This window comes from Nonomuraea turkmeniaca (genome assembly GCF_005889735.1).
Lineage (GTDB): Bacteria > Actinomycetota > Actinomycetes > Streptosporangiales > Streptosporangiaceae > Nonomuraea > Nonomuraea turkmeniaca.
Genome location: NZ_VCKY01000183.1, coordinates 1 through 21,357, shown reverse-complemented (window position 1 = coordinate 21,357; position 21,357 = coordinate 1). Strand labels below are relative to the sequence as shown.

Annotated in this window: 21 protein-coding genes and 1 tRNA gene; 10 read left to right on the top strand and 12 right to left on the bottom strand. The window is 66.9% G+C overall.

The window, feature by feature from the left end:
• Positions 1-339, bottom strand: a 339-nt coding sequence (locus tag ETD86_RS38805) for an AraC family transcriptional regulator (RefSeq protein WP_246148883.1), incomplete at its 3' end; no start/stop codon positions are given.
• Positions 340-481: 142 nt separating this feature from the next.
• Between ETD86_RS38805 and ETD86_RS38800 the strand changes: the two genes are divergently transcribed.
• Genes ETD86_RS38800 through ETD86_RS58625 form a run of 3 tightly spaced genes read left to right on the top strand, consistent with a single transcriptional unit; the run spans position 482 to position 2,098 of the window.
• Positions 482-799 carry a putative quinol monooxygenase gene (locus ETD86_RS38800; protein WP_138671628.1) on the top strand — a complete coding sequence of 106 codons (318 nt, stop codon included), beginning with the start codon at positions 482-484 and terminating at the stop codon, positions 797-799.
• A gap of 19 nt (positions 800-818) precedes the next feature.
• Positions 819-1,775, top strand: a complete 957-nt coding sequence (locus ETD86_RS38795) for an alpha/beta hydrolase (RefSeq protein ID WP_138671627.1) — start codon at positions 819-821, stop codon at positions 1,773-1,775.
• Entirely contained in the window at positions 1,772-2,098 is a 327-nt protein-coding gene (locus ETD86_RS58625) for a hypothetical protein (protein ID WP_246148881.1), read from the top strand. Before ETD86_RS38795 ends, ETD86_RS58625 begins: the two co-directional genes overlap by 4 nt.
• Positions 2,099-2,662: 564 nt before the next feature.
• On the opposite strand, the gene ETD86_RS60345 is transcribed toward ETD86_RS58625, so the two are convergent.
• The 11 genes from ETD86_RS60345 to dnaA form a co-directional block, all read right to left on the bottom strand.
• Positions 2,663-2,878 carry an abortive infection family protein gene (locus tag ETD86_RS60345; RefSeq protein WP_425465685.1) on the bottom strand — a complete coding sequence of 72 codons (216 nt, stop codon included), beginning with the start codon at positions 2,876-2,878 and terminating at the stop codon, positions 2,663-2,665.
• Between the two features lie 277 nt (positions 2,879-3,155).
• Complete coding sequence (locus ETD86_RS38775; RefSeq protein ID WP_138671626.1) at positions 3,156-3,536, bottom strand: hypothetical protein; 381 nt, start codon at positions 3,534-3,536, stop codon at positions 3,156-3,158.
• A 250-nt stretch (positions 3,537-3,786) separates the two neighbouring features.
• Positions 3,787-3,860 (bottom strand) — tRNA-Ile (locus tag ETD86_RS38770).
• A gap of 132 nt (positions 3,861-3,992) precedes the next feature.
• A complete protein-coding gene (locus ETD86_RS38765; protein ID WP_138671625.1) occupies positions 3,993-4,706 on the bottom strand; it encodes a DUF3566 domain-containing protein in 714 nt (237 codons plus the stop codon).
• Between the two features lie 2 nt (positions 4,707-4,708).
• The gene (gene gyrA, locus ETD86_RS38760; protein ID WP_138671624.1) at positions 4,709-7,207 is read right to left on the bottom strand and encodes a DNA gyrase subunit A; all 2,499 of its coding nucleotides are present in this window, start codon (positions 7,205-7,207) and stop codon (positions 4,709-4,711) included.
• 15 nt (positions 7,208-7,222) lie between these two features.
• On the bottom strand, positions 7,223-9,166 hold the full coding sequence (gene gyrB / locus ETD86_RS38755) for a DNA topoisomerase (ATP-hydrolyzing) subunit B (RefSeq protein ID WP_138671623.1): 1,944 nt from the start codon (positions 9,164-9,166) through the stop codon (positions 7,223-7,225).
• 303 nt (positions 9,167-9,469) lie between these two features.
• Positions 9,470-9,964 (bottom strand): DciA family protein, encoded by a 495-nt coding sequence (locus tag ETD86_RS38750; protein ID WP_246148878.1) that lies wholly within the window; start codon positions 9,962-9,964, stop codon positions 9,470-9,472.
• Entirely contained in the window at positions 9,954-11,198 is a 1,245-nt protein-coding gene (recF, locus tag ETD86_RS38745; RefSeq protein ID WP_138671622.1) for a DNA replication/repair protein RecF, read from the bottom strand. Before recF ends, ETD86_RS38750 begins: the two co-directional genes overlap by 11 nt.
• A 50-nt stretch (positions 11,199-11,248) precedes the next feature.
• On the bottom strand, positions 11,249-12,193 hold the full coding sequence (gene gnd, locus ETD86_RS38740) for a phosphogluconate dehydrogenase (NAD(+)-dependent, decarboxylating) (RefSeq protein ID WP_138671621.1): 945 nt from the start codon (positions 12,191-12,193) through the stop codon (positions 11,249-11,251).
• 46 nt (positions 12,194-12,239) lie between these two features.
• Entirely contained in the window at positions 12,240-13,379 is a 1,140-nt protein-coding gene (gene dnaN, locus ETD86_RS38735; RefSeq protein WP_138671620.1) for a DNA polymerase III subunit beta, read from the bottom strand.
• A 542-nt stretch (positions 13,380-13,921) separates the two neighbouring features.
• Entirely contained in the window at positions 13,922-15,454 is a 1,533-nt protein-coding gene (gene dnaA / locus ETD86_RS38730; RefSeq protein ID WP_425465684.1) for a chromosomal replication initiator protein DnaA, read from the bottom strand.
• Between the two features lie 486 nt (positions 15,455-15,940).
• Here dnaA and rpmH point away from each other — a divergent pair, with 486 nt between their 5' ends.
• The 7 genes from rpmH to ETD86_RS38695 all read left to right on the top strand — a co-directional run bounded on the left by rpmH (position 15,941) and on the right by ETD86_RS38695 (position 20,450).
• Positions 15,941-16,078, top strand: coding sequence for a 50S ribosomal protein L34 (gene rpmH, locus ETD86_RS38725; RefSeq protein WP_043614899.1), 138 nt, complete (start codon positions 15,941-15,943; stop codon positions 16,076-16,078).
• Positions 16,079-16,253: 175 nt separating this feature from the next.
• Entirely contained in the window at positions 16,254-16,595 is a 342-nt protein-coding gene (gene rnpA, locus ETD86_RS38720; RefSeq protein WP_246148875.1) for a ribonuclease P protein component, read from the top strand.
• Positions 16,592-16,882, top strand: a complete 291-nt coding sequence (yidD, locus tag ETD86_RS38715) for a membrane protein insertion efficiency factor YidD (protein ID WP_138671617.1) — start codon at positions 16,592-16,594, stop codon at positions 16,880-16,882. Before rnpA ends, yidD begins: the two co-directional genes overlap by 4 nt.
• 4 nt (positions 16,883-16,886) lie before the next feature.
• A complete protein-coding gene (gene yidC / locus ETD86_RS38710; RefSeq protein ID WP_138671616.1) occupies positions 16,887-17,837 on the top strand; it encodes a membrane protein insertase YidC in 951 nt (316 codons plus the stop codon).
• A gap of 20 nt (positions 17,838-17,857) precedes the next feature.
• The gene (locus tag ETD86_RS38705) at positions 17,858-18,346 is read left to right on the top strand and encodes a Jag family protein (RefSeq protein WP_138671615.1); all 489 of its coding nucleotides are present in this window, start codon (positions 17,858-17,860) and stop codon (positions 18,344-18,346) included.
• Positions 18,347-18,699: 353 nt separating this feature from the next.
• On the top strand, positions 18,700-19,371 hold the full coding sequence (gene rsmG, locus ETD86_RS38700) for a 16S rRNA (guanine(527)-N(7))-methyltransferase RsmG (protein ID WP_138671614.1): 672 nt from the start codon (positions 18,700-18,702) through the stop codon (positions 19,369-19,371).
• 236 nt (positions 19,372-19,607) lie between these two features.
• Positions 19,608-20,450: a ParA family protein gene (locus ETD86_RS38695; RefSeq protein ID WP_246148886.1), complete on the top strand. Its 843-nt coding sequence runs from the start codon at positions 19,608-19,610 to the stop codon at positions 20,448-20,450.
• The last annotated feature ends 907 nt before the right edge of the window (positions 20,451-21,357 follow it).

Below are 21,357 nucleotides of genomic sequence, written 5' to 3'. Positions count from 1 at the left end.
GTGCAGGAGGAGGTCGGCGACGGCGGCCGGCTCCAGGGTGAGCGCCAGCCCGAGCGCGGGGCGTCCGGGTTCGACGTCGAAGAAGTGGCCGGTGACGGGCAGGTCGATGGAGGCCACGAGGTAGTCACCGGGACGGTATTCGAGGACCCGGTCGCCCACCGCGAGCCGCTTGGCGCCCTGGGCGAGGACCGCCAGCACGGTGCCGGTCATCGAGGGTGCGGGCGGCCCGGGCCGCTCGATCTGCGCGATGTAGAGGCCGTCGATGGCGGTGCTCTCCTCGGGCCGGACGTGCCGGGCCAGCGCCGCGCGGAGCTCGTCGAATCTCAGCGATTCCTCCATAAGCAGGATTATGCAAGAGCGGGGCAGGTTTGTTCTACCGAAACCCCAGTGCAAAGCGGTGAAATGGGACTACCCCGAGCGGTGAGGAATCACCGCAGGAGGGGGATCGTGCATATCTATTCTAAGGAAGAGGAACACTGTCGTGAAGGTCCGCTACGGGTTCAACGCCACCTTGACCGCCAAGCCCGGACAGGGGGAGCGGCTGGCCGGGTTGCTGCTGACCGGCCTGGACGAGGGCAGCCCGGCCGCGAGCGAGCACTGCGTGGTCTATCTCGTCTGCCAGTCGGCGTCCGACCCCGACGTCGTCCACGTGACCGAGGGCTGGACCAGCGAGGAGGAGCACCACCGGGTCTTCGCGGGCGAGGCCGCGCAGGCGCTCGTCGCCCAGGTCCAGGAGCTCGTCGCCGCGGAGTCCCCGTACACCGACTACGTGCCGGTCGGCGGCAAGGCCGCGTTCTGAGATTCGAGAGGAACCGTTCATGTCATCCCTTGCCCGCCCCGCCCTCGACCCCGAGCTGAACGCCCTGCTCACCGACGTGCCGCTCGTCCCGCGGATCACCCCGCAGTTGCTCACCCAGCTGCGCGGCATGCCCTCGACGCCGGTCGAATCCCTGCTGGAGGGCCGCGCCGTCGACCGCCGCGAGATCACCGTGCCAGCCCCTGACGGCGCCGGGATCCCGATGACGGTCCTCGCCCCGGCCGGCGCCGGTCCCGCGGCCCCGTGCGTGTACTGGATGCACGGCGGCGGCATGATCATGGGGGATCGGTTCTCGCAGCTCGACATTCCCCTCGAATGGCTCGACCTGCTCGGCGCCGTCGTGGTCACCGTGGACTACCGGCTCGCGCCCGAGGCCGGCGGCGCCACCCCCGTCGAGGACTGCTACCGGGGCCTGCTGTGGATCGCCGAGCACGCCGGCGACCTCGGCATCGACCCGAGCCGCGTCGTCGTGGCGGGCGCCAGCGCCGGCGGCGGCCTGGCCGCGGGCGTCACACTCATGGCCCGCGACCGCGGCACGCCGCCGATCGCCGCCCAGGTGCTGATCTGCCCCATGCTCGACCACCGCAACACCACCACCTCCAGCCGCCAGTACGCCGGTGAGCCCGGCGTGTGGACCCGCGAGAGCAACGAGTTCGCCTGGAACGCCGTGCTCGGCGACCTCTACGGCGACCAGGTTCCCGCCTACGTCTCGCCCGCCACGGCCGAGGACCTGTCGGGCCTGCCGACCACGTACATCGACGCGGGGTCCGCCGAGGTATTCCGCGACGAGGACGTGGAGTACGCCACCCGGATCTGGGGCGCGGGCGGGCAGGCCGAGCTGCACGTCTGGGCGGGCGGCTTTCACGGCTTCGACGCCCTCTTCCCGCGGGCCGCCCTGTCGGCCGCCGCCCGCGAGACCCGTACCGGGTGGCTCGCCCGCACCCTGGACGCCGGATGAAGACCGCTTCCAAGAGCAGGCACCACCGCCCCGGCGGACCGGGGTCAGGCGCGCGGAGCGACTGGGGCCGGCAGGCCCACCCCGAACAGGCGGGCGTCCACCTCGTTGAGCGCCAGGCGCAGCGCGCCCAAGGCGACGCTCTCGGTGCCCAGCGTGGAGGCGCGGATCTCGGGGACGCGCAGGCAGGTGCGGCCCAGCTCGCGGGCCAGATGGTCGAGGATGAGGTCGGCCGATCGGGAGAGAAGCCGCCGCCGAGGACGACGACCTGCGGGTCGAGGGTGAGCACCAGGGCGGCCGTGCCGACGGCCAGGTCGCGGGTGTAGCGGCGGACGGCGGTCCTGGCCGCCTTGTCGCCGGCCAGCTCGACGTCGACCACCTCGTGCCGCTAGCCGAAGCCTGGGACTCCGGCGCGTCGGAGTGGGATGCCGCCAGACGCGAGCAGTACGCCAACTACCTCGACCGGCCCGAGCACCTGGTCTTGCCGTCACCGCCCGCTCCAACTAACCGGAGTACGCGTAGGTTCCCCAGCGGCTGGCAGGGCTGAGTAGGCGCAGAGGGGCAGCTCTGAGGCCTCGCCTTGGCCCGCACGACTGCTTACGCCCTCGCCAGGAAGGGCGAATTCCCCGTACATCTCATCCGTATCGGTGATCTCTATCGAGAGTCCACCACGGACTTGATGGAGTTGCTCAGAGGAACATCGCCAGAAGAGCCCTCTAGCGGCTGATCCACTGTGTTGGACCCTGGGGGCGTGTCTGCCCCAGGGTCTTGAACCTATAGGGACGCCGCAAACGCTAATGCGGCGTTGTCGGACGATCTCGTGGCAAATCGATGGCAACACGATCACAGGGCGTCCTGGTCGCCAGGAGCTTCGCGCGCTTTCCACCCTGCTATGGGTTGTCCTTGACGGCGTTGCGCCATGGAGCCTTGGGATCGGCCATGGTGTCCAAGACCAACTGACACCATGTGAATGCTGCGTTGACGGCCAGGTGGGCATGCCGCGGCCCAAGACCGACGGGAACACTCGCGGGACCATGCCCTGTTCCATAACCCCGATTGCGAAGTTCGGCCAGAACGATCGCGATTGCCGACACGGCACCGAGGATTTCTTCACGGCGTCGCTGCCATCAGGGCCAGGAGTTGTCGAGGAAGGATGCAGCCAGAGCACCTGCTGCGCCTCACGCACAAGTGCCGGCAGATCCGCCTTGTCGTCCACAGCCATTCCCCGCTCCTTGAGCACGACCTTTAGCCGTGCTCTCGATGAGCTCCTTGGCGCTGCCCACGGCCAAAGCCGGATCATCAATGATCGCCCGCTGAATCCGGCCCAACTGCTGACGGATGGCTGAGGCGTCAGACAGATTCTTCAACGAGTGTTAGCGGTCATCAGGAAATCTCTTGTCCGTCCACAAACGAGTCGAGCGAAAAACGAGGGCCTATCGGGAGGATGTGCCCGCTCTCCTCGTCCAATAGGTAGCCATCTCGCTTCAGCGATTGAAAGAACTTGCTGCTGTACTGCGGCTCGAACCCGTGCGCCAGCCGCTCAAAGACCCGCAAGGCTCTGCTCACGTGGTCAACGTCGCTCCAGTCAACGGCTTCGAGATACTCCTGCGTCCTGATTCGCCTCACGCTGGAGTCCTGGTACGCGCTCGTGGTGCTTGGTGCGAACAGCTCGTCCTGGAAGGCCGCGTCGATCTCCTCGACGGTGCTACCAGTCATGAGGTCACGGAACAGTCCGCGAGTGGTTCGGCTGATCAGATCGCTCACGTCGCATCACCGCCGTCTGCCTGCAAGCTACGGTCCCAGGATGCCGGATGCCCCTGACAGTCCGCCTCCGGTTATCACGAGCGTGTTCACACAACGACCCCGCCCCCGGGTGAACCAATGCTGCCAGGTGTCGATGTGGACTGATCTCTGTCACCTAATGACGGACGATCTTGGTGGCAAATTGATGGCAAACGATCAAAAGGCCGTCGCCCGATCTTCGGGAAACGGCCTCTGAGCTGGGGAAACACTGTGGGGCTACCAGGACTTGAACCTGGGACCTCTTCCTTATCAGGGAAGCGCTCTAACCGTCTGAGCTATAGCCCCGCGCACCGAACGTTATCGCATCCGCAGATCGGAGGCGAATCGGTTGTTCGGACGAGAAAAGCTTACCGCCTCCGGCGTGCTGTTCGCGCCGTCCTCATCCCGAGCACAGCACGAACAGCACGCCCACGGCGTTTACTCGGCCTCGCTGAAGGTCACCTCAACGCCCCCGACCAGATCGGACGAGATGTTGTAGATGACCGCTCCCAGCGTGGAAAGAGCCGTGATCAGGACCACGTTCACGGCCCCGATCAGCGCGGTGTACCCGAGGATCCGCACCGGCTCGAACCAGGAGGCGATGTCGATCGGGATAGAGCTCTGCCCCTGCTCGCCCTGGCCCAGCTGGTTGACCAGGTCCACGATCGAGTCGAACACCCCCAGGGCGGACAGCACCCCGTACAGGACGGCCACTGCCACGAACAGCACCACGAAGCACACCAGGGAGACCACGAAGCTGAACTTCATGGCCGACCACGGTTCGACGCGGCGCAGGACCAGGTGGGCCTTGCGGGGCAGCCGGCCGGCGCCGGCGTTCGACGACTTCTTCTTCGTCAGCTCGACCACAGGCGGGGCCTCGGTGGCCAGCGAAGGACGGATGCGGACGGTGTCGTTGCTCTCCACCTGAGGCGCCGGTGCAGGAGGTGACGCGGGCGCGGCGGCAGGAGCCTGTGACCGCTGCTGCTGCGCGTCCTCCTTGGGCGGGACAGGCTTACCCTGCGCGGGCGAGGTGGTTTCCTGTCCTTCGTCGACCGGGTTGAAAATCTCGGTTTCTGCGGGCTTGTTCGGTTGCTGTCCGTTACCCGAAGCCGCCTTTGTCCTGGCGGCACCGGCACCACCCTGGGCGCTCATGACTACTCTCCTCCCCCGTCTTCCTCAGTTTCCACCGAAGTCTCCAGCGACTCCGCGTTCCGGGCGAGGGCAACCACGCTGTCGCCTTCAGCGAGATTCATCAATCGCACTCCCATGGTCTGGCGGCCGGACTGCTTGATCTCGCCGGCACTCGTCCGGATCACCCCGCCGGCAGACGTGATCGCGAAGACCTCGTCCTCTGGGTTGACCATGACGGCTCCAACCAGCTTGCCACGGGCACTCACGATTTTCGCCGTCAGCACCCCTCTACCGCCACGGCCCTGAACTGGATACTGCTCCACTGGCGTCCGTTTTGCGTACCCACCCTCGGTGGCGATAAGCACATCTTGACCGTCGGCCATCCGATTCATGGCGAGAAGTTCGTCACCTTCGAGGAACCTCATGCCGATGACACCGCTGGTCGCCCGTCCCATGGGGCGAAGAGCCTCGTCGGAGGCGGTGAACCTGATGGATTGGGCTCCCCTGGACACCAGGAGCAGGTCATCGTGCTCGGAGACCAGGCGGGCTCCGATGACCTCATCGTCGTCCCGCAGGTTGATCGCGATCAGCCCGCCGGACCTGGGGGAGTCGTATTCGGAGAGGCGGGTCTTCTTGACCAGGCCGCTGCGGGTGGCCAGGACGAGGTAAGGGGCGACGTCGTAGTCGCGTAGGTCGAGAACCTCCATGACTATTTCGTCGGGCTGCATGGCAAGAAGGTTCGCCAAATGCATGCCTCGGGCGTCACGCGCGGCTTCAGGCAGCTCGTACGCCTTGACGCGGTACACCCGGCCCTTGTTGGTGAAGAAGAGCAACCAGTGATGCGTCGTGGTGACGAAGAAGTGGTCGACGATGTCGTCCTGGCGCAGCTGCGCACCGCGTACGCCCTTGCCGCCCCGCTTCTGTGCCCGGTAAAGGTCGGTCCTGGTGCGCTTGGCGTAGCCGCCGCGGGTGATCGTGACGACGATCTCGTCCTCGGCGATGAGGTCCTCGATCGACATGTCGCCGTCGTAGGCGATGATCTCGGTCTTGCGCTCGTCGCCGTAGCGGCCGACGACCTCGGCCAGCTCCTCGTTGATGATCTCCCGCTGACGGGACTCACTGGCCAGGATCGCGTTGTACTCGGCGATCTGCGTCATCAGCGAGTCGTACTCGTCCTGGATCGACTGGCGCTCCAGGGCGGCGAGCTTGCGCAGCTGCATGTCGAGGATGGCCTGCGCCTGCACCTCGTCGATCTCCAGCAGCGCCATGAGGCCCTGCTGGGCGTGCGAGGCGGACTCCGAGGCCCGGATCAGCGCGATGACCTCGTCGAGCCGCTCCAGGGCCTTGAGCAGCCCGCGCAGGATGTGCGCCCGCTCCTCGGCCTTGCGCAGCAGGTAGCGGGTCCTGCGGACGATGACCTCGATCTGGTGCGCCACATAGTGCCGGATGAACTGGTCGAGGCGCAGTGTCCGCGGCACGCCGTCGACCAGGGCCAGCATGTTGGCGCCGAAGGTGTCCTGGAGCTGGGTGTGCTTGTAGAGGTTGTTGAGCACGACCTTGGCGACCGCGTCCCGCTTGAGCACGATCACCAGGCGCTGCCCGACCCGCGAGGAGCTCTCGTCGCGTACGTCGGCGATGCCCGTGAGCTTGCCCTCGCGTACCAGCTCAGCGATCTTCAGCGCGAGGTTGTCGGGGTTGACCTGGTACGGCAGCTCGGTGACGACCAGCGCCTGCCGCCCCTTGTCCTCCTCGACCTCGACCACGGCCCGCATGGTGATCGAGCCGCGCCCGGTGCGGTACGCGTCCTCGATCCCCCGCCGACCGACGATCAAGGCCTTCGTGGGGAAGTCGGGCCCCTTGACCAGCCTGATCGAAGCTTCGAGCAGGTCCTCGTCGCCGGCCTCGGGGTTCTCCAGATACCACTTGACCGCCGCCGCGACCTCGCGGAGGTTGTGCGGCGGGATGTTGGTCGCCATGCCGACCGCGATGCCGCCGGAGCCGTTGACCAGCAGTTGCGGGAAACGCGCCGGCAGGACGTCGGGCTCCTGCGACTTGCCGTCGTAGTTGGGGCGGAAGTCGACGGTGTCCTTGTCGATGTCCCGCAGCATCTCCATGGCGATGGGCGCGAGCTTGCACTCGGTGTAGCGCATCGCCGCCGCCGGGTCGTTGCCGGGGGAGCCGAAGTTGCCCTGCCCGTCGACCAGCGGGTATCGCAGCGACCACGACTGCGCCAGGCGGACCAGCGCGTCGTAGATCGAGGTGTCGCCATGCGGGTGGTAGGTGCCCATCACGTCGCCGACGACGCGGGCGCACTTGAAGTAGCCGCGGTCGGGACGGTAGCCGCCGTCGTACATCGCGTACAGCACCCGCCGGTGCACCGGCTTCAAGCCGTCACGCACGTCCGGCAGCGCCCTGGACACGATGACGGACATCGCGTAGTCCATGTAACTGCGCTGCATCTCGGACTGGATGTCCACCGGCTCGATGCGGTCGGCCGGGGGAGTGGTGTTCACGTCCGTCACAGGAAAAGGTCCTTCTTAAACGTCGAGGAAGCGCACATCGCGGGCGTTGCGGATGATGAAGTCGCGCCTGGCTTCCACGTCCTCGCCCATGAGCACGCTGAACAGGTCGTCGGCCTGCGCGGCGTCGTCGAGCGTGACCTGGCGCAGCAGCCGGGTCTCCGGGTTCATCGTGGTCTCCCAGAGCTGGCCGGCGTTCATCTCGCCCAACCCCTTGAAGCGTTGTACGTTGTCGCGCGGCCGCGGGTCCGGCTTGCCGTTGGCGATGCCGTCCGCGATGACCGCGTCGCGCTCGGGGTCGGAGTAGGCGTAGGAGGCGTCCTCACCCTTGCGGTCCCACTTGATCTTGTAGAGCGGCGGGCACGACAGGTAGACGTGACCGGCCTCGATCAGCGGCCTCATGAACCTGAACAGCAGCGTCAGGAGCAGCGTGTTGATGTGCTGGCCGTCGACGTCGGCGTCGGCCATGAGGATGACCTTGTGGTAGCGCAGCTTGGCGATGTCGAACTCGTCGTGCACGCCGGTGCCCAGAGCGGTGATCAGCGCCTGGACCTCGTTGTTCTTCAGGACCTTGTCGATCCGCGCCTTCTCCACGTTGAGGATCTTGCCGCGGATGGGGAGGATCGCCTGGAAACGCGAGTCGCGGCCGCCCTTGGCCGAGCCGCCGGCCGAGTCGCCCTCGACGATGAACAGCTCGCACTTCTCCGGGTCGTTCCACTGGCAGTCGGCCAGCTTGCCCGGCAGGCCGCTGCCCGACTCCAGCAGCGACTTGCGCCTGGTCAGGTCGCGGGCCTGGCGGGCGGCGATGCGGGCGCGGGAGGCCTGCAGCGACTTGTTGATGATGTCCTTGGCCTCGCCGGGGTTGCGCTCGAACCAGTCGCGCAGGTGGTCGTTGCAGGCCTTCTGCACGAACGACTTGGCCTCGGTGTTGCCCAGCTTGGTCTTGGTCTGGCCCTCGAACTGCGGCTCCGACAACTTGACCGAGATGATCGCGGTCAGCCCTTCGCGGACGTCCTCGCCGGAGAGGTTGTCGTCCTTGCCATCCTTGAGGAACTTCTGCTCGCGCGCGTAGCGGTTGACGATCGTCGTCAGCGCCGCACGGAAGCCCTCCTCGTGGGTGCCGCCCTCCGCGGTGTTGATGACGTTGGCGAAGCTGTAGACGGACTCCGAGTAGGAGTTGTTCCACTGCATGGCGATGTCGACCGCGAGCCCGTCGCCCTCCTCCTCGAAGGAGATGATCGACGCGTGCGCCGGCTCCTTCTTGGCGTTGAGGTGCTGCACGAAGTCGGCAAGGCCGCCCTCGTAGATGTAGGTGACGGTCTTCGGCTCGCCGTTGACGTGGTCGGGACGCTCATCGGTCAGCGTGATCGTCAGGCCCTTGTTGAGGAAGGCCATCTCTTGGAAGCGCCGTGAGAGCGTCTCATAGTTCCAGTTAGTGGTCTCGAAGACCTCCGGGTCCGGCCAGAACGTGATCGTGGTGCCGGTCTCGTCGGTCCCCTCGCCCTTGGCCAGCGGCGCCACGGGCTTGGAGTGCTCGTAGCGCTGGCGCCAGTAGTGGCCGTTCTGCTTGACCTCGACGTCCATGGCGGTGGACAGCGCGTTCACGACAGCCGAACCGACACCGTGCAGGCCGCCGGAGACCGCGTAAGCCTGACTGTCGAACTTGCCGCCCGCGTGCAGCGTGGTCAGCACGACCTCGACGGCCGAGCGCTTCTCCACCGGGTGAATGCCGGTGGGGATGCCGCGCCCGTTGTCGACCACGCGCACGCCGTTGTCGGCCAAGAGCGTGACGTCGATGCGGTCGGCGTAACCGGCCAGGGCCTCGTCCACCGCGTTGTCCACGATCTCTTGGACGAGGTGGTGCAGGCCTCGCTCCCCGGTGGAGCCGATATACATACCCGGTCGCTTGCGAACCGCCTCAAGTCCTTCGAGTACGGTGATTGAGCTAGCGTCGTAGGACAACTGCGAAATCCTCCTGCCGCGGACACGCGGCGGGGGAGGCCATCAAATCGCAAAGCTGCCCCTGCCGTGCCCGTCACCGTCGTGAGTGCCCCGATGCGCGGTCACCCAGGGGAGTCGGCTTGCTGCCGGGGTGACACGCAAGCGGACGTGTCCGGAATCCTTTTTCATTCTACCGCTTCCGGAGACCCAAGGTGGCAATGAACGCGCCTGTGATGCCCTCTAGCTTGATTTGCCCCCGTGCCAGCATCCCCCCTCCGGAAAGGGGGCTTATCGCGTCTGCGGCTTTCTGATCGCCCCCGGCGCCTAACCGTAGGTGTCCCTTGGACCTCTGCTTCCGGTCACCCGCAATCCGCCCGACGGCCGGGGCGCGTTCTGCGGCGCCCTGACCTTGACCTTCGTCACGGTGCCGTCGCCGAGCTCCTCGTTGAGCCTGCGCACGAGGGTCCGAGCGAGCAGCCGCACCTGCGTCGCCCAGGCGGTCGAGTCGGCCGCGATCATCACCTCGCCGTCCTCGAAAGACTCAGGCTTGGTGTGTGCGGCCAGGTCAGGCCCCACGATGTCGGCCCAGCGGCCGAACACCCCGCCGACCGCCGCCGACCGCTCCCAGCCGCGATCGGCCAGCAGGTCCGCGATGGCACGTCCGAAAAGTTGTGGATCGCCGCCCTCCCTGCGCGGCCCCTTCCGCCTCGGCTCGCGCCGGGGGAGCTGGCCGCGCTTGGCCGCGTCCGCCTTGGCCTGAGCGAGCTTCTCCCTGGCCATGGCCACGCCCTTGGCCGTGGGGTTGTGCTCATCGGACACGGGTCACGCTCCCCTCCGCGACGTCGAATCTGGCTCCGGTCAGCTCACGTGGCACGTCATCCGGTACGGCCGCCGTGATGAGCACCTGCTCGGCGGGCGCGACGATCTCGGCGAGCCGCCGCCTGCGCTGGCTGTCGAGCTCGGCGAACACGTCGTCGAGTATCAGCACGGGATCTCCGCCGTCGGCACGCAGCAGATCGTAGGCGGCCAGCCGCAGCGCCAGTGCGAACGACCATGACTCGCCGTGGCTGGCGTACCCCCGCGCGGGCAGGTCTCCGAGGCCGAGGATCAGGTCGTCGCGGTGCGGGCCGATGAGGGTGACGCCGCGTTCCAGCTCCGACTGGCGGACCTCCAATAGCCGCTCCCGCAGCCGTTCTTCAAGGGTTTTCCCCAAGTCTGTGGATAACGTCTGTGTATCGAAAGATCCGCGTTCACCGGCGGATTCGCCCTCCGGACCCCCCTCGTCGCCATCCCCACCTGTGGACAACGTGCTCCGGTACGCGAGCGTCGCCGGGGCGCTCGCCGGCGCCAGTGCCGCGTACGCCCCCGCCACCAGCGGCCGCAGCGCCTCGATGAGCTCCAGCCGCGCCCCCAGCAGCTCGGCACCGTGCCTGGCGAGGTGGGCGTCCCACACCTCCAGCGTGCTCAGCACGTCCCCTGCGCCCGCCGCGGCGAACGCGGTCTCGCTCTCCTTGCGGCGGGCGCTCCTGCTGCCTCTGCGGGCCTGCGCGGCCGTACGCAGCAGGGCTCCGCGTTGCTTCAGCACCCGGTCGTAGTCGGCGCGGACGCCGGCGAACCTCGGGGTCCTGGCCACCAGCAGATCGTCGAGGAAACGGCGGCGTTCGGAGGGGTCTCCCTTGGACAGCGCCAGGTCCTCAGGGGCGAACAACACCGCGCGCAGCAGGCCGACGACGTCGCGGGCCCGGGACACGGGGGAGCGGTTGAGCCGCGCGCGATTGGCCCGGCCCGGGTTGATCTCCAGCTCGATGAGCGCCCGCCGGTCGTCCCTGTGGACAACGCAGCGGATGATCGCCCGGGCGGCGCCCTGGCGTACCAGCGGCGCGTCGCTCGCCACCCGGTGACTGGAGTGCGTCGCGACGTAGCCGAGGGCCTCGACCAGGTTGGTCTTGCCCTGGCCGTTGGGCCCCACGAACGCCGTGACGCCCGGCTCCAGGCCGAGCTCTACGGACGCGTAGGACCGGAAGTCGGTCAGCGACAGGTGGGCGACGTGCACCCCAAGAAGGTTAGTGCGCCCTGCCCATCACTGGGGTCACGGCACGCTTGCTATCGCTCCGTCTCACGCGGGGGCGTCACGTCCGCACCCGGTGAGTCGGCGCCCTTGCCCGTGCTGCCCTCGGTCGAGGTGATCGCGTGGCCGCCGAACTGGTTGCGCAGCGCCGCGACCACCTTCATCGAAGGGGAATCGTCCTGGCGCGAGGCGAACCGGGCGTAGAGCGCGGCGGTGATGACCGGCAACGGGACCGCGTGGTCCACAGCCGCCTGCACTGTCCACCGGCCCTCGCCGGAGTCCTGTGCATAACCGCGGAGCTGGTCGAGGTGCTCGTCGTCGTCCAGGGCCCGCACCAGCAGGTCGAGCAGCCAGGAACGGATGACGGTGCCGGTGCGCCAGCTCTTGAAGGAGCCCTTGACGTCCTTGACGGCGTCAGAGGCCTCCAGCAGCTCCCAGCCCTCCGCGAACGCCTGCATCATGCCGTATTCGATGCCGTTGTGGACCATCTTCGCGAAGTGCCCGGCGCCGACGTCGCCGGCGTGCACGAAGCCGTCCTCGCCTTCGGGCTTGAGCGTCTCGAAGATCGGCATCAGCCGCTCGACGTTGGCCTGGTCGCCGCCGCACATGAGCGCGTAGCCGTTCGTCAGGCCCCAGACGCCGCCGCTGACGCCGCAGTCGACGAAGCCGATGCCCTTCTCGGCCAGCTCGGCGGCGTGCTTCTGGTCATCCGCATAGTGGGAGTTTCCGCCGTCGATGACGATGTCGCCTTCGCTGAGCAGCTCGCCGAGGTCGTCGATCGTCGACTGGGTGGGTTTGCCCGCGGGGACCATGACCCAGACCACGCGCGGTGCCTGCAGGCGTTCGATCAGGTCTTTCAGGCCGGTCACGTCGCTGATCGACGGATCGCGGTCGTAGCCGACGACCTCGTGACCACCGCGGCGCAGGCGCTCGGCCATGTTGCCGCCCATCTTGCCCAGTCCGACCATGCCGATCTGCATGTTGTCCTACCCCCTTGTCAGGCTTCCATCATCCCCGATGACAGGTTCAGCCTGACAGGCGGATGGGCATGATCAGATAACGGTAGTCGGTGACGACGCCGTCGTCCACAGGCTTGCCACCGGTGAGGATAGCGGGCTTCGTGGATGTGGTCATCTGGAGCCTGGCCACGTCAGAGTCGATGGCGCCCAGGCCTTCCAGCAGGAACTGGTGGTTGAAGGCGATGTTCATGTCCTCGCCCTCGTAATCCACAGGCAGCGCCTCGACGGCCTGTGCCTCGTCGCCGCTGCCCGCCTCGAGCACGACTTCTCCGCTCTTGAACGCCAGCCGTACCGGCGTGTTGCGCTCGGCGACCAGGGCCACACGCTTGACCGCCTCCACGAACGGCCCTGTGGACAAGTCCGCGCGCGCGGAGAACTCCGTGGGCAGCAGCGACCGGTATTTGGGGAACTCAGGGTCGAGCAGCCGCGTGGTGGTCCGCCGGCCCGCGCTGGAGAAACCGATCATGCCCTCGCCGGTGCCGCCGGCGGAGCTGAGCGCGATCTCGACTTCCGCGCCGGTCGTGCCGAGGGCCTTGGCCGTGTCGGCGAGCGTCTTGCCGGGGATCATCGCGATGGCGGCGAAGTCGGGCTGCCCCGGCTGCCACTTCAGCTCGCGTACGGCCAGCCGGTAGCGGTCGGTGGCGGCGAGGGTCACGGTGTCGGCCTCGATCTCCATGCGCACGCCGGTGAGCATCGGCAGCGTGTCGTCGCGGCCCGCGGCGACGGCGACCTGGCCCACGGCGGAGGCGAACACGTCGCTGCCGACCCGGCCCGCGGCCGGCGGCATGGCCGGGAGCGACGGGTAGTCCTCCACAGGCATGGTGAGCAACGTGAATCGCGCGCTGCCGCACGTGACGACCGCCTTGGCGCCGTCCACCACGAAGTCCACAGGCTGTGCAGGAAGAGCGCGGGTGATCTCGGCGAGCAGCTTGCCCGAGACCAGCACCACTCCCGGCTCGCCGGTGTGGAGCTCGAGCGTCACCTCAGCGGAGACCTCGTAGTCGAATCCGGACAGCTTCAGCCGCTGCTCGTCGGTGACCTCCAGGCGCATGCCGGCGAGGACGGGCACCGACGGGCGCGCCGGGAGGCTGCGTGCCGTCCATGCCACCGCCTCAGCGAGGACGTCTCGCTCGATTCGGAACATCACGGTGATCAGCCTCCTGGTTCGTCGTTGATTCAAGGATCTCAAGGATCCACTCTCCCGCGCTCGCGCTCCGGGAGAACCCCAACTATGGGTCTTTGAGTTCTTAGTTAGAGATAGAAGAGGTCATCACACTAGGGGCTGTGGGAACTGTGGACAACCAACGTTGTGGCTGGTCAGCAGGGCTTTTTTCATCCACTGAGGTTGTGGGCGGCGCCTGGGGGAAACTTCGGCGCCTGGGGACGGCGAAGTTTTGCCCACAGCTCTTCCCCAGATCATGGTCCGTTCATCCACGGGGGAAGCGGGGTTATCCACGAGGTTTCCACAGCTTATCCACGGGGTAAGCGGGGCCCTTCTGGAGTCCCAGATCGACTGTTCACAGGCCGTCCACATGTTATCCACGTGTCGTCCCCAGATCTGCTGGAGATGTCCCCACTGTTGTCCCCAGCCCCTGTGGGTGGATTTTTCACGCCATTGTCGGGCGTACGGCCGTGTCCTTTTGGCGTTTTCGCTGCTCCACAGTGTTTTCCACAGGCTGTGCATGACTATCAAGATCCACGCTGTGTCTGCTTGATCCGCATTGTCAGCTCGTTGACCTGGTTGTACATCGACCTGCGCTCGGCGATGAGCGAACGGATCTTGCGTTCGGCGTGCATCACGGTGGTGTGGTCGCGGCCGCCGAACTGCTGGCCGATCTTCGGCAGCGACAGCTCGGTCAGCTCGCGCGCCAGATACATGGCGATCTGCCGGGCGGTCACGAGCGCCCGGCTGCGCGAGGTGCCGCACAGGTCGTCGATGCTGATGCCGAAGTAGCCGGCGGTCTCGGCCATGATCGCCGCGATCGTGATCTCGGTGTCGGACTCCGAGGTGATCAGATCCTTCAGCACCACTTCGGCGAGTTGCAGGTCCACACCCTGCCTGTTGAGGCTGGCGAACGCGGTCACCCTGATCAGCGCGCCCTCGAGCTCGCGGATGTTGGTGGAGATGCGGCTGGCGATGTACTCCAGCACCTCGGGCGGCGCGGCGAGGCCCTCCTGGATGGCCTTCTTCCTGAGGATCGCGATCCGGGTCTCCAGCTCGGGCGGCTGGACGTCGGTGATCAGTCCCCACTCGAACCGGTTGCGCAGCCGGTCCTCCAGCGTGATCAGCTGTTTGGGGGCGCGATCGCTGGAGATGACGATCTGCTTGTTGGCGTTGTGCAGCGTGTTGAAGGTGTGGAAGAACTCCTCCTGCGTCTGCTCCTTGCCCTCCAGGAACTGGATGTCGTCCACGAGCAGGATGTCGATCGCCCGGTAGCGGCCGCGGAACCCGTCGGCCTTGTGGTCGCGGATGCTGTTGATGAAGTCATTGGTGAACTCCTCGGAGCTCACGTATCTGACTCGCGCGCCGTCGTACAGGCTTTGGGCGTAATGCCCGATCGCGTGGAGCAGGTGCGTCTTCCCCAGCCCTGAGTCCCCGTAAATGAAGAGCGGGTTGTACGCCTTCGCCGGCGATTCAGCCACGGCCACGGCTGCCGCGTGGGCAAACCTATTGCTGGCACCGATGACGAATGTCTCGAATGTGTACTTTTGGTTGAGCCGGGCGGGTTCGCTGGGCTTGTTGCTCTTGGCCTCCCACCGGTTCGGCGCCGGTTCCGGCGCTTTCTCCACAGGCGGTTGTGCCTGTTCAAAAGCGAACCCAGGCTGTGGATACTCGGTGGATATGTGGACCGGCTCTGGCTGTGGAGAATAGAACTGCGGGGGCTCCGAAGCCTGCTGGTGCTGGGATTGCGCGGGCTGTGCAAAACGTGGCTGGCTCTCCACACCATGGGGATAACTGGGAGCCACAGGCTGTTGATGAGGATCGCCCGACGGCTGCTCAGGGGCCGTCGTGTCGATCATCACGGCCAGCCGCATGGTCCGGCCGAGCTCCTGGGAGAGCGCGTGCGCCACGAGCGGGCGCAGCTTGCCCTCGATGAGGTCCTTGAGGAAGTCGTTGGGGACGCCGAGCACGATCGTGTCGTTGGCCAGAGCGATCGGCCGCACCATGGACAGCCAGGTGCGCTGCTGGATCGGCACGTTTTCGTTGAGGAAGTTGCCCAGAGCCCTCGCCCATACCGTGCCGAGGTCGACACTGTTCACAGTGCGGTTCCCCCTCCTCCCTCTCGCGGCCCCCCGCGATCGTTTATCCACATGGCGCGGGCCGCCTGGTCGCTCGGCAGCCCTTTGTCCACAGCGTGGTGGCCGAGCTCCGTACCCAGGCCCTCCACAGGATCTCCACAAGTTGTGCACAGTGTTTCGGCGGGTCCGGAAGGGCCGACAGTAGCCATGTGCACAGCTGTGTTCAAGATGTTGTCCACAGCGTAGTGGCACCTGGGTGCACATACTGTGGACGGCGCAGGGGCAGTGGAAAACTCGCCTGTGGATCCGTGGATAACCGTTCCGGTTTGACCTGGGGCGGTCTTCGCCCGTAACGTACGACGGTCGGCTTGTCACGCGACGGCTATTTCGCGTGCCCTCGCTTCCCTGGCAGGCCATCCTGTGTGTTTAAGCGTCCGTAGGGCGCACCATCAAGCCTGGAGCCCACCCGTGAGCAAGCGTACTTTCCAGCCGAACAACCGTCGCCGCGCGAAGACCCACGGCTTCCGGCTGCGCATGCGCACCCGGGCCGGTCGCGCCATCCTCGCCGCTCGCCGCCGTAAGGGCCGCGAGAAGCTGTCGGCCTGATCGTCCCGCGCCCGACTGACGAGAGATCCGTCACATGTACTGCCGCCGCGGCCCTGACCGGGCACGACAGTAGGGAGGCAGTCCCACGAGCAGGTTTCTCGTTCGGATAGACGGCCCGCCGGTGGATCTCACCGGCGGGCGATAGGCGTATACGGTGCTATCCCGACAATCCCGCATGCGACGCGGGGAGGATTTCGAGGCGGCGGTCCGGCGCGGCAAGCGCGCGGGTCGCCCAACCCTGGTGGTGCATCTCGGCACTTCCGGGGAAGAGCCACCTCTGGTGGGTTTCGTGGTGAGCAAGGCCGTCGGTGGCGCCGTTACCCGGAACAAGGTCAAACGACGGCTCCGACACCTGATGCGGGACCGTCTGCACCGGCTGCCGCGAGGTAGCCTGCTTGTGGTACGCGCCAATCCACCGGCCGCGTCCGCGCTATTCGAGCAACTGGCCGCCGAGCTCGATTCCGCGCTGGATCGTTTGCTCAGGCGGCGCGAGTCCTCGACGGGTGGACAGAGATGACGGAGCAGGCGCAAGAGGTGCCGAGCGAGGTGCCGAGCCTCGCCGCGCGGGTGCTGATCATCCCGATCCGGTTCTATCGGGCGTTCATCAGCCCGATGCTCGGTCCGCGCTGCCGTTTCTACCCGTCATGCAGTGCATACGGACTCGAGGCGATCGCCGTGCACGGAGCGGTGCGCGGGATCTGGTTGACTGTCCGGCGCATCGGGCGGTGCCACCCATTCCATCCCGGAGGTATTGACCCGGTGCCCCCACGCCCGGTCCGGTCCCACGAAACGCAAGGGAGATAGCTCGGTGGAGCTGTCCTGGCTGAGCTGGCTGTATCAAGCCGTAGCCCAAGTCATCATCTGGATCCATACTGCGTACAGCACGGTCCTCAACCCGGACAGCGGGCTGACCTGGGCGCTGACGATCATCACGCTTACCGTGTTCATGCGGGTCCTGATCTTCCCGCTCTTCGTCAAGCAGATGCGCTCGTCGCGGAAGATGCAGGAGCTCGCCCCCAAGGTTCAGGAGCTGCGAAAGCGTTACAAGAACGACAAGCAGCGCATGAACCAGGAGGTCATGGCGCTCTACCAGGGAGCGGGCGCGAACCCGCTGGGCGGCTGCCTGCCCATCGTGGCCCAGTTCCCGATCTTCATCTCGATGTTCACCGTGCTGCAGGCGATGGCCAACGGCCAGGCCAAGTACGGCATGACCAAGGACCTGGTCGACAGCGCCCGGTCGGCCCACATCTTCGGCGCGCCGCTGCCGGCCAACTTCTTCATGTCCTCGACGGACATCGCGGGCTTCGATGCGGGCGTCGTACAGACCAAGGTCGTCCTGGGGATCTTCGTCGCGATCAGCTCGCTGACGACGTTCCTCACCGTCCGGCAGAGCGTCACCCGCTCCATGGCCCAGATGCCGGACAACCCCATGGCGCAGCAGCAGAAGATCCTGATGTACATCTCTCCGCTGTTCGCCTTCTTCAGCCTGAACTTCCCGCTCGGTCTGATCCTCTACTGGGTCACCACCAACGTGTGGACGCTCGGCCAGCAGCACTGGTTCTACAGCAGGCACCCGATGCCCGAGTTCGACGCCAAGGGCAACGTGATCCCCGTGCAGCCGAAGCCGGGACTGCTGGGCAGATTCCGCAAGACGACTCCGGAAGAGCAGGCGCCTCCGCCCCCGCCGGAGCCTAAGATCATTAGGCAGCAGCCGAGCCGCCAGCCTCGCAGCAAGCGCACCGGCAGCAAGAAGTCTTGAACACGAAGGAGAGGCCGGCCATGACCGAGGCCGAGCAGAAGAATGCTCCTGATCTCGCCGCGCTAGAGCAGGAAGGCGAGATCGCTGCCGACTACGTCGAGGGACTTCTCGACATCGCCGACATCGACGGCGACATCGACATGGACGTCGAGGGCGACCGCGCCATGGTGTCCGTGGTCGGGCTCAAGAGCACAGAGCTGGTGGGACCCGGGGGAGAGGTCCTGGAGGCGCTGCAGGAGCTGACGCGCCTGGCCGTGCACCGGCAGACGGGGGAGCGCTCGCGGCTGATGCTGGACGTGGCCGGCTACCGTGAGCGCCGGCGCGCGGAGCTGACCAAGCTGGGCACCGAGATCGCCGGCCAGGTCCGCGACCATGGCGAGCCGAAGTCGCTGCAGCCGATGACGCCGTTCGAACGCAAGATCGTCCACGATGCGGTGGCGGCCGCCGGGCTCCGGAGTGAGTCCGAGGGCGAGGAGCCGCATCGGTACGTGGTGGTCCTGCCTGCCTGAATGTCATTCTTTGCGGCCGTCTGCCCCGCCTTCGTGCGTGGCGGGCGGCCGCTTTGCTTTTATCCCTGTACGTGGTGCATTCAGGTCGTATCGGCTGATATCTGCACCTATATGCCACTATCGGGAGTTCGTGCCTCGCCAAGATGGCGGCGTGCTCGAGGTCACCTTGGGGCCAGCCCGCTAGTCTTCCTTTGTGATCGCCCAACTAGCCTTGGGTAGGGACGGCTCCGAACCTCAGGACCGGCTGACCGACCTTGGGGCGGGACCGGCTTGCGGGGCTGCCCCGTCTCTCCTCATCGGAGCGTTCACTCCCGGCTACGACCGAGCCAGCACCAAGAAGGGGCCACCAACCAGTGAGCGATGAGCTTCCGGCGCCGCCGGACATAGCGCGGGACGTCTTCGCCGGGGAGGCTTGGGATCGCGCCAACACGTTCGCCGAGCTGCTGGCGGGTCCTGGCGTGGTCCGCGGGCTGCTGGGTCCGCGGGAGGTGCCGCGGATCTGGGACCGCCACCTGCTCAACTGCGCGGTGGTCGCCGAGGTCGTACGGCCGGATGTGCACCTGGTCGACATCGGGTCGGGGGCGGGGTTGCCAGGGCTGGTGCTGGCGATCGTCCGGCCGGACATCACGGTCACGCTGCTGGAGCCGTTGCTACGCCGTACCGTGTTCCTGGAGGAATGTGTCGAGGCGCTCAAGCTCGGCAACGTCGAGGTGTTGCGCGGGCGGGCGGAGGAGTTGGCGGGCAAGCGGGTGTTCGATGTCGCGAGCGCTCGTGCGGTGGCGCCGCTCGACCGGCTCCTGAAGTGGGCGATGCCGCTGCTTCACGAAGGTGGGGAGCTGATCGCCATGAAGGGGGAGCGGGCCGCAGGCGAGTTGGCCGAGGCGGAGGAGCAATTGCGGGCCATCGGCGCGCGAACGGCTGAGCTTGTGACCGTCGGGCGCGGTAAGGTCGAGCCGCCTGCAACATTGGTTCGGGTGGTAGCGGGTCGTACGCCGGAGCGTGCAAAGCGGCGACGAAGGAGGTGACGGTTGTGCCAGTCGCGTCATGCGGTCTTGGATGGCCGGGCAACCGTACATCTGAGAGTCCAACCGGAGTTGGCTGGCCCGAAATGGGCGTGTCGCGACAGCAAATTCCCGGCACCGGCACACCTTTGGTTGAAAGGATGGCGATCGTGACCCAGACCCCCCTGAACCCCGGCGATTCGCCGTTGGTACGAGAGGCGCTCAGCTCAGTGGTTTCACGTGAAACATCCGCAACCCCCATGGCCGCCGCCCAGGCTGGCGAAGTCCCCCGCGATGGCGACAGCACGTGGCCGCGCCCGTCCAAGTGCAGGGTGATCGCGGTCGCCAACCAGAAGGGTGGCGTGGGCAAGACCACCACGTCGGTGAACATCGCCGCCGCTCTCTCCATGCACGGTCAGCGTGTCCTCGTGGTCGACCTGGACCCGCAGGGCAACGCCTCCACGGCCCTGGCCACCGAGCATCGGGGTGACGTGAAGGACGTCTACCAGGTCCTGGTCGACGACATCCCTATGGCGGACATCGTCAAGCCGGTCCCCGACATGCCCAACCTCTACTGCGCGCCGGCCACCATCGACCTGGCGGGGGCGGAGATCGAGCTGGTTTCCCTGGTCGCGCGAGAGGCTCGTCTCCGTCGGGCGCTGGCGGCGTACGACGTGGTCGATCTCGACTACATCGTCATTGACTGCCCGCCGTCGCTCGGCCTGCTGACGGTCAACGCGTTGGTGGCCGCGGACGAGGTCATGATCCCCATCCAGTGTGAGTACTACGCGCTGGAGGGCCTCGGGATGCTGCTCAGGAACGTGGACCTCATCAAGGCCCACCTGAACCCGACGCTGCAGCTGTCGACCATCGTCCTCACGATGTACGACGGGCGTACCCGGCTGGCGTCGCAGGTGGCGGATGAGGTGCGGGCCCACTTCGGCGACACGGTGCTCAACACGGTCATCCCGCGGAGCGTCCGCCTGTCGGAGGCACCCAGCTATGGGCAGTCGGTCATGACGTACGATCCGGGGTCTAGCGGGGCGATGGCGTACATGGACGCCGCCCGCGAGATCGCTCACCGGGCCGCCACCTTGGCCTGACGACCACGGCAGGATCCTTTGCCTTTCGTCCCGTGTCCCGACGACGTGGAGACCGCACGTCCCGCTGACCCGGCTCCGCTCCGCTCCGCTGCGCCTTCGTCGGGCGCGGCGTTGTGCGGCCGAATGCCTTGGCGAGCATGAGTGCCGGATCGTCGTGGGCGGGACGGATCGGGGCTTTGTCGCCTGCGACGCGATGATTGAGGAGGGGCAGCCGGATCGCCATGATTCTCCGCGTCCGGAGATTGCCCCCCGGCGCCCACACCGCGGGTCTACGCGCCCCGAATCACTCCGGCCTTGCGCGCCCCACCGGCGCCACTTTCCGTGCGCGTCTCAGCGGTGTCGGCACCGAGTGTCCTGAGTGGCGTCCGACCATGTGCGTGCGGGTGGTGCCGGCCTATGGGCGCCCGACCGGCGTTCAATGCCTGCCCGACCGGCGTCCACCCATGCGTGCCCGACCGGCGTCCACCCATGCGTGCCCGACCGGCGCCAGACCGCATGCGTCCGAGCGGTGGCGGTCTATGCGCGTCCGAGCGGCGTTCGCTGCATCTCCTGGGTGGCGTCCGATCACAGATGCCGACTGTCGTAGGACTGCGGTCCTCGAGCCGCGTCCGTTCGTGCGGTGCATCAACGGTTTGTCAGCGTGGGCGGCCCAAGGGCGTTGGCTTGTAGGTGTCCAAGGGCGGGGCAGGACTGCGCACATTTCCTCTGAGGGGAATGACGACCCCCGGCCGTCAGGCAGGGACGACGGACCGTATGCGTCACCTTCCTGTGTCGAATCCTTCGCTGCCACAAGGGGAAACGAGGCCGTTGACGGTGGTCCGGTCCTGGCCTTGCCGGTGCCTTCGCCGTGACCGCGGGCACGGGGTGTGGGCTCTGTCTCTGAGACACATCTTGCGCTGCCGACCAA